The following is a 13,066-nucleotide window of genomic DNA, read 5'->3' on the forward strand; positions in this document are numbered from 1 at the left end:
CCACCTATTGCCTGAAACTCGACATCAAAAAATTCTATCCAAATATTGATCATGATATACTTAAAGCGTTACTCCGGAAGAAATTTAAAGATGCTGATTTACTTTGGTTGCTTGATGAAATCATAGACAGCGCACCAGGACTTCCGATTGGAAATTATCTAAGTCAATATTTAGCAAATTTCTACCTCACTTATTTTGATCACTGGATCAAGGAGCAACTCAGAATAAAATATTACTTCAGGTATGCAGATGATGTCGTAATACTTCATAAAGACAAAGAGTATCTGCACGAAGTTTTAAAGCTCATTAAAACGTACTTTAATGTTAATTTAAAACTTGAAGTAAAAGAAAACTGGCAGGTTTTTCCGATCGCAAAAAGAGGAATTGATTTCGTTGGTTATGTTCACTACCACACCCACGTTTTACTGCGAAAATCAATCAAGAAACGATTTGCCAAAATGCTTAAATGCAGAAAAAACAAACAATCCACCGCATCTTATAAAGGGTGGCTGAAATACTGTAATTCTCGAAACTTAATGAAAAAACTTTTACCGGATGTTCAATTTTAAAGATTTAGGAATCAAACCGCAAAACCCACAATTCACAGGCAAAAAGATAGATGTAGAAGACATTTTGAACATCGAAATTATTGTCCACGATTATGAAATAAAGGATTCAACCAAGAAGCATGGCACAAAGTACCTCACTTTGCAGATTGAGAAAGACGGAACAAAAAGAGTTGTTTTCACAGGATCAAAAAACTTGATTGACATTATCTCACAAGTTCAACATGATAATTTTCCTTTCAAAACAACCATCATAAAACACGACAAAAGATTAGAATTTACTTAATATGGCAACACTTAGAAAATTAATGACCTTACTCTCAAAAGAAGGTCTTGTAGAAGAAAGAGCGGCAATCATCGCCCAATTTACCAACGGCGAAAAAACGTCAGCTCGTGAACTTAACGCCACGGAACTGGACACTCTTTGCACGTTCCTGGAGAATCATACCATCAAACAGAAAAACGATCTGGACAAAAAAAGAAAACGCCTTATCGCATCCATCTTTGGAGTTTTCAAATTGGCGAATAGAAAAGTTTCTATGGATTATGTGAAAGCCATCGCTTGCAGGGCGGCCAAAGAAAAAAACTTTAACCAGATCCCACCAGCGAGATTAGATAGCCTTTACAATGCTTTCCTTAATGCTCAGAAGGATTTAACGTTTTCAAAGCGTTTGGTTGAGGGTTTTATTAATGAGCAAATTTCTTATAACTAATGATACTATCATTCAAAACACAGATCAACGGAAAGCCGACCTGTTTTATTGAGAAAATTTGGGAAGGCTTATTTAGAAACAACTTTTTCGCCGGTGAGGACACTGAGTTCCTGAAGTACTTCGACTTATACGAAGAAAAGTTTGGAAATCCCTGGGATGAGTTGCCAGGGGAAAAAAGATTAGAAATTCCTAAAATCCACACGATCCGTGAAGATAAAAACGACCGTTGGGAGAAAGGAAAGATGATTGATTTCTTCATTAATGCCAGACAGAAAGATATGTTTCGCTATGCTCCGAGAATCCCGGTTGTTTCTACACAGGATATTTTTATGACCCACCGCGGTTCGGATCTCGAAATAACGATAGCGAAAGTAGGATCATATATGGGAGGTGATGATTTTATGTTAGATTGCTTCCAACAGGGCATACTGGCAAAAAATGACGGCTTTGATGACTATGAAGATTTTAGAAATTACTTCATTAACGCTATCGAGGAAAACGGAGAGAAGACAGGTAATTACTGGTTTAGCGGTAAAATTATTCACTGGACAAATTTTAAGTATTGAAATATGAATATCCAAAACCTTACCTCATACGAGGAAACTAAACCACCAATATCAGAAGAGGTTATTTGTTTTAATCCCGCTTGGATCAATGAAGATTTTAATCCAAAAGGTATTAGAATAGGTTTCAGAACAGAAGAAGACTTTGTATCCAGTCATTATTGGAATTATCAGGATTCATACATAACAATTTCGCACGCTGAATGTGATGACAACGAGTTTTACTCTGAGAATATTAGAATGAACATAGAACCCACTCACTGGAAACCAATTATCTAAGATGAATGAAGAAATCATAACCCCGGAAATAGAAATCCTTAACCTCCTCAACGATTTAGCAGGTAAGAAATTCAAGCCGATTAAAAGCAATTTAACGCCGATATCGGCACGGCTGAAAGATGGTTACACTGTACAGGATTTAAAGGAAATTGTACAGGTTAAAACGCTAGACTGGAAAAATAACGAGGTGATGAACCAACACCTTTGCCCAACTACACTTTTCCGGCCCGGCAATACAGATAAGTACCTAAATTATATTTTGTCAATCAAAGCAAATCCGAAGCAATATGCAAAATACTTCGCAAAACTTAATAAAACACGAACCAGCGCAAATAACGCTGATGACCTTACAGAAATGTACGGAGACTAAGCAGGCTTTTAATGCGCTGGTAAAAATAGAAAAGGAACTCAGCATCGAAAAAGCTATTGTAGAAAGTCCGCTTATTGTTGCCCAAGGTAAAAAAAAATCGGTGGTAAGTGAGATAATCATCATTATTGAGTTTTTTTTAAATGTAACCGGGAAAGAGCTCGAAGAATATCAGATACAGATCCTTGCCGGTGATCTCTATGAGAAATTTAAAACCGATGCACTGGAAGATATTGTACTGATGTTCAAAATGGCCAGACAAGGTGAATTTGGGAAAGTGTACAAGTGCGATACTTTCGAGATCATGGACTGGAGTAATAGATATCTGGAGTCAAAATCTGCAACCCGGGAAAGGCTTTTAAAGAAGAAAAAAGAGCCGAGAACGGAGGTGAAAGCAGGGAAGTATTTCAGTGAACTGCCTAAAGAGCTGCAAGAAAAATTTGCAACGATGGTTTCGCCTAAAAAGGACTTTTTACCAAGAAAAGCCGTGGATGCTCTAACCCGGGAAAAGATGCACCGGGAGTTAGATAAAAAAATTAAGAAAGAAAAATGATTAACCTAACAGAAAAACCCCCAGATCTTATAAAAATGGAAGTACAAATGACAATCCCACAAACTGAAATATTTCAGTTCCTGCAAAGCAAAGGCTATGAAATTAAAGGCTTTCCTATCCATTACGCAGCAACCGAAGAATTTTTGGTAAGTGATCCTGCTCACACCTGGCACACTTTCACTGCCACAAAAAAAGACGAGGTACAGTGTGCAGACAATCAGTTTTTAAAAGTGTTTCAAAAGGAGATTAAATTACTTTTAAAACCAATATCATGAAAGGTTTTATTTACGACTGCCTTCTTTTTCAAAGTGATGATAAAGAGTTTAGAATTATTGGAATTATAATTTGGATTGCATTTATTGGTTTTCTTGCAGTCTGCTTTTGTCCACAAATAATTTGAAATACGGGAAACCGTATTTTTTTTTGTTTAAAATAATTAAATTTGAAAAAAAAAACATTCTAATGAAAAAACTAATATTTTATTTACTGCTTTCCAGTTTTGCCTCGGCGCAAAATATTGCATTACTGCAAAAAGCGAATAATGCAGATGAAGCCTTTTCAAAAACTTTCACGCAAGATATTTATCCAAATTACCAAACAATAGATAGTTACAATGAAGGTTTGAATTACACTTATGTACTGGTACCGGAAAACACCTCCAAAAATGATATCGAAGACTGTAGAATCGGTAATCCCTGTAAAATGGGAGTTAGTGTAGTTTACAAAGTGATTGATGGAAATTATATTTTTTCAAGTGCAAAAGGTGATGGTGAAAGTCTTTTTGCTTTTTGGCAAAAAAATGTAGAACCTTCCGCCAATTTGGAGAAATCAAAAGAACCTCATCCCATCTATTTCTATAAAAATCCCGAACAAAAGATTTGGTGGAATTTCTGGAAGACCGATGGCGGGCATTGGATGATAAGAAATATGTCAAACCGTTTATAAGTTTTAATGATTTAGGAAAAAACTTTGAAAAAGTAAATAATAAAAGCCCCCAATCGGGGCTTTTTTCATTTTAAATTGCTATTGACTTGTATGAAACGCCGTGCTACTTTTGTCTTCGTGGCGTACAACAACAGAAATTATCTTAAAACTGCAAGGCGCATTATCGAGGTCTATAAGGAACATAAACACGATGATGTTCCCGATACGTTCATCGTAGAAAAGATTTTCCCAAAATTCAATATCCACATTTCCTACCGCCAATGGATGAACATTAAAGGAATGGTGATTCCCAAACAGGAAACCACCAATCAACTTTCGCTGTTTAATTAGTCTTTAAACTGCCATTAAACGCTATTTTAACCTCCTTAAAATTATCGTCATTCATCGTCCAATCTTCATACTCGGTGGTGAAAGTCAGTTCCCGAACCCTCAAACCCACATCGTTATTATTTTGGCTCCTAATTGCGGTCCTGGAGAGTGGCGCAAAATAATCCAAGTTCCAACCCTGCAATGATTTGTAGAGTTTTTGCTCAATCTCCAAATATTCCAAACCTTTTTCGCGCACTTCAAGCGGTGCATTATGCCACGTTTGGCTGTAGGTATCCAATACTAATAACACCGAAATTTGCACCGCTCCAATTTGCAGATTGGTTGCCATTTCGGAATAGACTGTATTTGGAAAATCAATCAACACGGCGGGATATGCTAAAGGCGGTTGGTCGGTATCGCCTAATTTTGCAAGTTGCCCAAGGTTTTGATCTGTATAACGAATTTCGGGAACTTCCTGTGAAATGCGGTCTTGTAAATCTAATAGGATTTGTGAGAAAAAGTAGTTCATTTATTTATTCAATATTTGTTTGATGTCTCTTGTTACTTCGCGCAGAACCGCATTTTCCAAAACAGGACTCCTGCTGTTTTCAGTAGGTATAAACTGGCGCTGCGCGATCTTCATTTTTCGGGTGTGCGCCCTTACCTGCATCTCACCGGATTTCATTGTCATAGTGCGCATCCTTTCTTTTCCCGCTTTTGAAAATTTACCTGTTCCTACTTGCGTTTTGGAGTATTTATTTCTGGAATGAGATTTCACTAAGACAGTGCCGTTAAACCCTTCGTTATGCGCTTTCGCATATTTCATGTGGTTTTTGATAGTAACCTGTCCATTTTGAGATGTGAAAAATGTTGCTGCACGAAGTTGTCCTGTTTTTACCAATACAGTTCCACCCCGTTTATTGGGTTTCCATTTTTTGAATGTAGTACCCTGAAAACCTTGCGCCCGAAAATTTCCATTTACAAACCTCAAAGCAATGTTTCCCGCTTTTGATGGGAAGCGGGTTTCAGCATAAGTTCTTAATTCTGATGCTTTCTTATCAATTAATTTAGAAAATTCTTCGGGTTGCATAATTTTTGCTATATTTGTGATGTGGTACTTATCACACAAAAGGCGGAAAATTGGGCTTCCTAAACAGATGTATCCTTTACCGCCTTTTTTATTTTCTATACATCAATACACCTTTTCGCGCTTCACCAATCTTATTCAAAACAGAATCTCCATTTTTATCAATAAAGAACATTGTTTCGGCTTCTAAATTATCTTTTACAATGATGCGGATAATACCGCCTTCATAATACTTCAAATAATTAATGGTATTCTTGTCTTGAGGATTAAGCCAAACCTCGTCAGGACTTTCCAAAATGGTTTTTACTTTTGTGGCAAATTCGTGGCGGTTTTCATCAGATTTTTTTAAGATGTGTTCTTTAAAATAATCGGAAGGTTTTCCGGGTTTGCCTTCTCCGCTTGGTAAAGTAATGTGATTGCCCAAAACATCTTTTACCTGAATATCATCGCCCGATTTCTTAGTTTGTGCTTTCCACCAGTTTTGATATTCTTCTTTTGTAGTTCTACTGAATGTTGGTTTTTCTTCAGAGTAAATCTTTTCTAAATTTGGCATTCCGTATTCCTGCCAACTCAAATTTCTTACTTTACCACCTGCTTCCTGAAAGTAAGGGTGTTTGCCGTCAAAAATCAATTTGGATTCGCCCACATTGTTGTAAAATGGTGTGTCCTTATTTTCGGTTTTCAGTTGGCTTCCTGCCTCCTTTGATGTTAGTGCGTTTTGAAAATTTGCTTTGCCAGGAACCACGGTACATCTGCAACCCCATCCGTTCGGAGGATAGTTCTTTTTCCAAAAAACATCTGTTTTCGGAGCGGTGTATTTGTCCAATACAGCGTGAGATGGTCGCACATTGCTGTCGCCAACCGTGGAATATTGCAAATATTCATCATCACTGAAACGGCTCCATTTATCTGCCATTATCGCAGAGTATGCAGCATTTTCATATTCCGCACTTAGGAATTTTTTATTGAAAATTTCTCCTGTATCTGCAATTCTTTTTATGAACTGATCCTTTCCAATAACCGAACCATTATCTACCATCATTTTTCGGTAATACAGCATTTGCTGAAAACTTTTGGCAGCGGAAAAAGGATAAATATTTTGCTTCAATGCGGCAACCAAACGTAGTTCATCTTCACGTGTTGGCTTTATATTTGAATCAATCACCTTACAAAGTTTTTCAGCCGTTTTCAGGTGCAAATCTGCATTCACTTTATAGTCTGCGCCGCTCAATAAATCTTCCGCTATTTGGCGGTAAATGGCGTCCCAATCTTCGTTATCTGCCAAATCTTCGAAATGGTGTCCACCGCACGTTTCACAGCGTAGAGAATATAAATCATTCAGCTGCCCGATCACGGTCGGGCTTGGTCGAAAAAATCGGCTAACTTTTGAAAAAATTTATCTAAAATTTTTGGTTTGGAAAGGTCGATAAGGTTTTCATTATCGGAATCCTTTTCTTTTTTGTTTTCCGGTTCTTCGGTGTCCTCACCTTTTTTTCCCTCATCAGATTTTTGAGTTTGCATCTGCATTACCTGTTCACGTTCCTGCATTTCCTTTTTCAATTCGGCGTAGTTTTCCGGCTTAGGAATTCCGTAAGTCTCATACCAATAATCATCACCAACAGGAACTTTAGTGGAAATAATTTGGTCGATTTCCATCCGCAGTTTCAATTTTCCCAAATTCATTTCGAGATCATACTCGAATTTTCCACCATCCACTTGGTAGCCGTATGATTTTAGAATTTGGAAAAACTTATCGCTATTAAGGTAGTTTTCAACCAAAATAAGGTAGGATAAAATAAGTTCATCCTGTTGCTCGCCGTGCTCCTTACTTTGTGCATAACCGGAAGATTTGGAAGCGGAAGTGGTTTCGGTATTTCCCAAAATAGCAATCGCCATTTCCTGATTACAGGCATCTTTAAAACTTCCCTGTAATTGTCCGTCCCCATTGGTTTGTTTTCCATCCAGCATTTCGAAAGTCGCCTGTTTTGGAATCATCATTGCTAATGAGTTTCCGCTTTCCCTTAACACTTTTTTTAGCTCCTCTTTGGTAGAAGTGTCGTAGGCATCGTACTGCATAATTCGCACAGGTTGCCCAAATATTTCCACAAATTGCGCCCAATCTCCAAAGTTGCCACGTTTGTAGGTTGCATAAAGAGAACACGCCAAAAGCAATCCGAGATTTTTCTTTTTCCCGATGATCCAAACAAAAGGCATATCATCAAATTTATATCCTGCCTCTTCAGTTTGTCCGTACTGACTTTTTGTGATTAGACCTTTTTCCGGCTTAATGTGTTTTCGCGGAATTTCCTCTAATGCAAGTTTATCTCCGATTTTAAATTCCACGCCGGAAATTCCCCAAAGTTCTGATTCTACAATTTGTCGAATGATTTCCCTTCCGGCATTGCTCCTCATTAGTTTGGTTAAGTCCTTATTTTCTTTGTCTGAACCATCATAAAACTTCAATTTTTTGTTGAGCACGGAATTGATTAATTTTTCAATAATCCCGCGTAAAAAACCATCTAAAGAAATCACATCGTGATACAAATCATAAAGTAAAACGCGATTGGGGAAATACACCAGTTCTGCGCTTGTAACCGCTGTTTTTAAATCTTGAACATCCTTTCTATTCCGATTAGGCGAAACGAGTGTTAAATCCTGTATGATATATGAGGGAGCAACTTGTGGTGTAGTTTTGGTAACTCCTTTTTTCTGCTTTGCCATAATTATTTAAAATCTGTTAACTCTTTGTTTTGTTGATGTCCAGAAGACATCTTGGTTCTGTTGGCTCTCATCAACATCCGGTGTTTCGGGATCATCTTGACGATGTGGCCAATCGGGATTGATTTCACCATTTCGGATTTCATACAGCCATCCTGGTTCTTCCTTTGTTCCGATCATCAGCATATAGTCCTCTCGGAAAAGGTTAAGTGAAACGTTCGGATTTGCTTTTCTTACCAAAAAGTAGGAAGCAATTATTTTGATGCACTTTTTTAAACTCTCATCTTTTACCGTTGGTTCGGTTGTATCAGTTCCAAAAAGTGCCTTTAAATCGTATTTGAAAAGAAAACCTTTAGCGAAATCCACGGCGGTTTTAATGTGGGATTCTACTTCCGCATCATCGCTTCGTGTGATTTCTGCAACCACTTCGGGATAGAGGTCGGTTTTTAAATCTTCTTTGGTGATTATCATAATTTTAAATATTAAATTCTGTGTCGGCTCGGTTGGCGTTCCACCATCGTTATTGCTCCCATTGCCTGCTCCGCTTTTTTATCGTTGATGATTACTACTGCGCCTTCCACCATATCGGGACCGTCCAGAAGTTTGGCTTTGGCATTAGCGTTTTTAAACTGTTTTTTCAGCCGCTGCATGTGTGGGTTTTTGCTTTCCTTTTCATTAAAGGTCATGCGCTCCAGTCTTACCAGCGGTTCGAGCGTTCCCTCTATACGTGTCCATTTGTCGGGTTTTTTTCTTTCGTCTGGACGAACGGGAAGAGCTACATTTACCTGAAGAGATTTTTCGTAAATCATCGGCAGAAATACCTGTTCGTAGAATGGATTCTGAAGGGTGTTGTTTTCGATGTAAATGAGGATCGGGTCAACACCGGCATCCCGGCAAATAAAAAACGCTTCGAAAAGATAATCCACAAACTTTGCATTGGTCATCGTGTCCAGCCACACCTTGAAGATCTGAAAATCTAAACCTTTACTGGTAATGATTCCCACCGCTTTGTTGGATGATTTCTTGCTTTCGCTGTTGGAGGTCGCAGGATCGGCATAGATCACAACAAAATCCGCCTGTTTCAGTTTTAGTGTGGCTTTGTCCACAATGTTCTTGAACACCTTTCCTTTGTTCATTGGTGTATTAAAGTATTCCGTTTGCCCGGATTCGTAGGAAATAGATTCCAGAACTCGGTCTATGGCTTCCTCGGAGTTCTTTTGTGGCCATGTGCTGTGTCCGTTTTCGTCGCGGATGTTGATTACTTCCCAATGGTCTGCCTTTGCTCCCATTTCGGTAATACAGCAGTATTCTGCAATGATATTTCCACAGGCAATGAGTAACAGCGGGTTCGATATGGAACGGGTCGGTATCAGTGCCTTTTCAATCCAGTTCACACGTTTTTCAATGATTTCCGAGTTCAGGCAATCTTCGTCTGTGTCGATATCATCAATGAGGATAACATCCGGCCGAATCTCATTGTTTCGCGTTCCACGGGGCGATTGTCCTGCACCGAGCGCACGAAACGCCACACCTTTTCTTGTAGTAAACTCGCCATCTTCCCAGGACCCGATTTTTTTTTGTGTACCGTAGTCGTTTAAAACCCGATTGTTTCGTTCCAGAATCACTTTGTAAGGCATCAGCAAACGCTCTGCATTATCGTAGGAATTGGAAACGAGCAGTACATTTTTCTTTTGTCCGGTGAGAATCAGTTTCAGAACCTCCATCATTGTTCTACCGGATTTTGAAAGCTCACGCGCCCAGGAACGAACGAGGTATAGTTCCGGTTTGCTCATTACCCTTTTGGTAGATTTCAAATGAAACGGTGCCGGTTCCGAGGTATAAAAATTTGGGAAGTAGTATTTAAACCACTCCTCATTGTTGGATTCCAGAAAGCCGATTCTTTTAAGCCGCGCTATGGCTGATTCGTGAATGTCAATGGGTGTGGCGTTGTCTATATTGTCGCCAAACTCTTTCCATTCCGAAAGCCATTCTTTGTCGGTCTTTCTTCTTTTAGCCATTTTTCATACGGTTATTAATGTACTCATCGAAATAATTCTTAAACAGTTTGGCGTCTTCCAAATTCACCTGTTGAATAAATGTGATTAGTTTTTTTCCGGTTTCCACAATTTCACCTACACCAATTTCCACCTCCAAACTTTTGATGTTTGAAGTGATTTTACTCATCGTATCGGCTTCTGCATTGGTGGGAATATTATTGCGATTTTCAATGAGTTCAGTAATAGAATCCAATTGGCTGTACCACCGTGTTAATTGCGTTTGTCTAGTGGTTAAAAGACTTTTACGAAGATTGTCCCAATTGCCTTCCTTTGCCCATCTGCTGACGGTTTTCTCACCCACCTTCACACGCTCGGCAATTTCTTTGAAAGTGATTCTTTCGCTTACGTATAAAATTCGGGCATATTCCCGCTCTTCCTTTTTTGTGATTCCCATTTTGACGCACTTTTTCAGTTGCAAAATTTGAAAGATTTGGTGGTGAATTAAAAAAGTTATGCAACGCTTGCGCACTTATTTTCAAGGTGTTATCCATTTTTGAACTTTTGTGCTTTCAATTCAAGGGAACTATGAAAACTACATTATGAAAAAAAAACTTTTAGTTGGAATTGCTGCGTTGGCAATGGCAGGAGGATTAGGTGGAACTGCAATGGCAAACTTTAATCAATCGGTTAATGAAACCAAACTTCAGGAACCGAGAACTGATAGAAATGCTTTGCCACAAGAACCACAGGTTAAAAAGGAAATTACCATCCGTAAATCATATTCCGGTAAGTTGTACAGAGGTGAAGGAATTTCGCCAAAAGTGTACGGGATGTATCACGTAAAAAGAGGAACGCACAAAAGGACAAACATTTAATTATGAGCGAAAAATTCAAAAAGATTGATAAGGAATTCTGCATCACCGACAATTCGGTAAATGTCTATAAATACAGATGTTTAACCGATGGTTTGCAATTGGACGAGGTGAAAAAGAACCCCATCGGCTTTTTGATGCACGACCGAGAAAAAGGTGTAGTAGTTCGTTGGGAGAATTTCAGAGTTGATGGCGACAAAGTTTTTGCAAAACCTGTAATCAATTTATCCCATCCCGAAGGAGAAACTATCGCCAACCAAGTGGAAAGCGGCTTTTTAAACGCTGCATCGGTTGGAAAAATTGTGGTTTTGGAAGCTTCCAACGCGCCGGAACTGAAACTTAAAGGCCAAACAAGACCAACGGTTACAAAATGGTTTCCACGTGAAATCTCACTTGTAGATATTCCCGGCAATTACAATGCGCTTGCGAACCTTTACGACATTGAAAACCATGAGTTATCACTCGCAGATTTAGAAAATTTTAACATTGAAAATACGATGAGCAACACTTTAGATGCCGCTAAAATCATTACGGCTCTTAATTTAAAAGACGATTCGCAGGAAAGCGAAGTTTTGGGCGCAATCCAAAACCTCGTAGATAAAGCGAACAAAGCCGATCAGTACAAAGCCGACTTGGAAGTTAAAACTTCCGAAGTGGAGACTTTGAAAAAGGAAACCATTTCTAAAAAAGTGGAAGACCTAATCGCCAAAGGAAAAGAGGATAAAAAACTGACCACCGAAGTGGCAGAAAGTTTGAAATCCGACTATGCCGAAAATCCCGACGGATTGGAAGCTTTAATCGCCAAACTACCTGCACAGGTTTCTGTGGTGGAAGGCATCAAAGACGGCGATAAAGCTTTGGAGAAATACGAAGGCAAAACTTGGGATGATTTATACAAATCCGACGAGTTGGAGGCCGTAAAGCAAAAGTTCCCGGACTTGTACGCAAAATTGAGAAGCGAAAAATACCCTAACCTAAAAGACTAAAAAATGGCACAAAATCCAAAAGTACCACAAGAACTGTGGAACTCCTATATCGTAGAGAAATTGTGGAAATCTAATCCACACCTTAACCTTTGTTTTGACGAATCACAACACGTGAAAGGTGGAGCAATCGTTTACATTCCACAAGCCGGAGCGGCTCCATCCGTTGTAAAAAACAGAACCAACTTACCTGCGGTTGCAGTGCAAAGAGGTGATACGGTGGTTTTCTATGCTTTGGATGTTTATTCTACTGATCCTACGCTTATCACTTGGGCGGAAAACATGGAAATTTCCTACGCAAAAACGGATTCCATTTTAGGAGACCACACCAATGTTTTAGTTGAAACGATCGGCGACGATATGCTTTTCAACTGGGTGAGAGGTTTCAAACCTGTTGCAGGTGGTGGTTCAACAGTTCAATATTTACCTGTTGCCAACCAAATCAAAACAAGCGGCGCAGCAACTGCGGTAAATGTTGTGGATGGTCAAACCGGTACAAGAAAAGCGGCACACTACAAAAACTGGCAAACCGCACAAGCAACGATGAACAAGCAAAATGTTTCCAAAGAAGGAAGATACACGATGCTTGAGAGCAATATGCTACAGGAGTTTGTGGATTCGCTTTCTCAAAACCAAATGGCGGCATTCCAAGGATCAGTTGATTTGAAAAATGGCGTTGTAGGTTCTTTCGCAGGATTCACATTCCTGGAGAGAAGTTCGGTTTTAGCGTTCGATGCTACCAATCAACCAATTTTGCCTGGACAGGCATTAGCAGGAACGGACAATTTGGGCGCATTGTGTTGGCAAAAAGACAGCGTGGCAAAATCACTTGGTGATACGGAACTATTCCAAAGACCGAACGATCCATTGTATTACGGCGACATCTATTCCGGTTTGGTGAAAACTGGTGGAAGATGCAGGCGTGAGGACTGGAAAGGCGTTTTGGCAATCGTTCAGACAACTTAATTTTTTCAGATCTAAATTTATAATATAAAGAATCCGTCTCACAACAAAAATTGAGGCGGATTTTTTATTGCAGTACCAATCTTCATTGTTTTGGAAAAAGAAAAAGTTGTCCTCTTTAGGCAACTTTCTTTCTTAGATTGTGTGCTAA

At 39.0% G+C, this 13,066-nt stretch carries 19 protein-coding genes; 12 read left to right on the forward strand and 7 right to left on the reverse strand.

Annotated elements, in window-relative coordinates; all coding sequences use genetic code 11:
• From L0951_RS13320 to L0951_RS13360, 9 genes are all read left to right on the forward strand, one after another.
• Window positions 1–569, forward strand: a 569-nt coding sequence (locus L0951_RS13320) for an RNA-directed DNA polymerase (protein WP_234111753.1), incomplete at its 5' end; no start/stop codon positions are given.
• A complete protein-coding gene (locus L0951_RS13325; protein ID WP_234111754.1) occupies window positions 556–852 on the forward strand; it encodes a hypothetical protein in 297 nt (98 codons plus the stop codon). The genes L0951_RS13320 and L0951_RS13325, both read left to right, overlap by 14 nt.
• 1 nt (window position 853) lies before the next feature.
• A complete protein-coding gene (locus tag L0951_RS13330; RefSeq protein ID WP_234111755.1) occupies window positions 854–1,279 on the forward strand; it encodes a hypothetical protein in 426 nt (141 codons plus the stop codon).
• On the forward strand, window positions 1,279–1,845 hold the full coding sequence (locus L0951_RS13335; protein WP_234111756.1) for a hypothetical protein: 567 nt from the start codon (window positions 1,279–1,281) through the stop codon (window positions 1,843–1,845). Before L0951_RS13330 ends, L0951_RS13335 begins: the two co-directional genes overlap by 1 nt.
• 277 nt (window positions 1,846–2,122) lie before the next feature.
• Window positions 2,123–2,491, forward strand: coding sequence for a conserved phage C-terminal domain-containing protein (locus tag L0951_RS13340; protein WP_234111757.1), 369 nt, complete (start codon window positions 2,123–2,125; stop codon window positions 2,489–2,491).
• On the forward strand, window positions 2,463–3,041 hold the full coding sequence (locus L0951_RS13345; RefSeq protein WP_234111758.1) for a hypothetical protein: 579 nt from the start codon (window positions 2,463–2,465) through the stop codon (window positions 3,039–3,041). The genes L0951_RS13340 and L0951_RS13345 overlap by 29 nt, the downstream gene beginning before the upstream one ends.
• On the forward strand, window positions 3,038–3,316 hold the full coding sequence (locus tag L0951_RS13350; RefSeq protein ID WP_234111759.1) for a hypothetical protein: 279 nt from the start codon (window positions 3,038–3,040) through the stop codon (window positions 3,314–3,316). Before L0951_RS13345 ends, L0951_RS13350 begins: the two co-directional genes overlap by 4 nt.
• A gap of 187 nt (window positions 3,317–3,503) precedes the next feature.
• Entirely contained in the window at window positions 3,504–3,986 is a 483-nt protein-coding gene (locus tag L0951_RS13355) for a hypothetical protein (RefSeq protein ID WP_234111760.1), read from the forward strand.
• Window positions 3,987–4,076: 90 nt separating this feature from the next.
• Window positions 4,077–4,316 (forward strand): hypothetical protein, encoded by a 240-nt coding sequence (locus tag L0951_RS13360; RefSeq protein WP_234111761.1) that lies wholly within the window; start codon window positions 4,077–4,079, stop codon window positions 4,314–4,316.
• Here L0951_RS13360 and L0951_RS13365 read toward each other — a convergent pair.
• The 7 genes from L0951_RS13365 to L0951_RS13395 all read right to left on the reverse strand — a co-directional run bounded on the left by L0951_RS13365 (window position 4,309) and on the right by L0951_RS13395 (window position 10,551).
• Window positions 4,309–4,824 (reverse strand): hypothetical protein, encoded by a 516-nt coding sequence (locus tag L0951_RS13365; RefSeq protein WP_234111762.1) that lies wholly within the window; start codon window positions 4,822–4,824, stop codon window positions 4,309–4,311. The genes L0951_RS13360 and L0951_RS13365 overlap by 8 nt on opposite strands.
• Window positions 4,825–5,385, reverse strand: a complete 561-nt coding sequence (locus L0951_RS13370) for a hypothetical protein (RefSeq protein WP_234111763.1) — start codon at window positions 5,383–5,385, stop codon at window positions 4,825–4,827.
• 88 nt (window positions 5,386–5,473) lie between these two features.
• Window positions 5,474–6,667 (reverse strand): phage minor head protein, encoded by a 1,194-nt coding sequence (locus tag L0951_RS13375; protein WP_234111764.1) that lies wholly within the window; start codon window positions 6,665–6,667, stop codon window positions 5,474–5,476.
• 65 nt (window positions 6,668–6,732) lie between these two features.
• On the reverse strand, window positions 6,733–8,103 hold the full coding sequence (locus tag L0951_RS13380) for a DUF935 family protein (RefSeq protein ID WP_234111765.1): 1,371 nt from the start codon (window positions 8,101–8,103) through the stop codon (window positions 6,733–6,735).
• 6 nt (window positions 8,104–8,109) lie between these two features.
• Complete coding sequence (locus L0951_RS13385; protein WP_234111766.1) at window positions 8,110–8,571, reverse strand: hypothetical protein; 462 nt, start codon at window positions 8,569–8,571, stop codon at window positions 8,110–8,112.
• Window positions 8,572–8,582: 11 nt separating this feature from the next.
• The gene (locus L0951_RS13390) at window positions 8,583–10,118 is read right to left on the reverse strand and encodes a hypothetical protein (RefSeq protein WP_234111767.1); all 1,536 of its coding nucleotides are present in this window, start codon (window positions 10,116–10,118) and stop codon (window positions 8,583–8,585) included.
• Complete coding sequence (locus L0951_RS13395) at window positions 10,111–10,551, reverse strand: DUF1804 family protein (protein ID WP_234111768.1); 441 nt, start codon at window positions 10,549–10,551, stop codon at window positions 10,111–10,113. The genes L0951_RS13390 and L0951_RS13395 overlap by 8 nt, the downstream gene beginning before the upstream one ends.
• A 145-nt stretch (window positions 10,552–10,696) precedes the next feature.
• On the opposite strand from L0951_RS13395, the gene L0951_RS13400 reads away from it, so the two are divergent.
• Genes L0951_RS13400 through L0951_RS13410 form a run of 3 tightly spaced genes read left to right on the forward strand, consistent with a single transcriptional unit; the run spans window position 10,697 to window position 12,918 of the window.
• Complete coding sequence (locus tag L0951_RS13400; RefSeq protein ID WP_234111769.1) at window positions 10,697–10,972, forward strand: hypothetical protein; 276 nt, start codon at window positions 10,697–10,699, stop codon at window positions 10,970–10,972.
• A 2-nt stretch (window positions 10,973–10,974) separates the two neighbouring features.
• A complete protein-coding gene (locus tag L0951_RS13405) occupies window positions 10,975–11,955 on the forward strand; it encodes a phage protease (protein WP_234111770.1) in 981 nt (326 codons plus the stop codon).
• Window positions 11,956–11,958: 3 nt separating this feature from the next.
• Window positions 11,959–12,918 carry a hypothetical protein gene (locus tag L0951_RS13410; RefSeq protein ID WP_234111771.1) on the forward strand — a complete coding sequence of 320 codons (960 nt, stop codon included), beginning with the start codon at window positions 11,959–11,961 and terminating at the stop codon, window positions 12,916–12,918.
• The last annotated feature ends 148 nt before the right edge of the window (window positions 12,919–13,066 follow it).

This window comes from Chryseobacterium sp. R2A-55 (assembly GCF_021401085.1).
Classification (GTDB): domain Bacteria; phylum Bacteroidota; class Bacteroidia; order Flavobacteriales; family Weeksellaceae; genus Kaistella.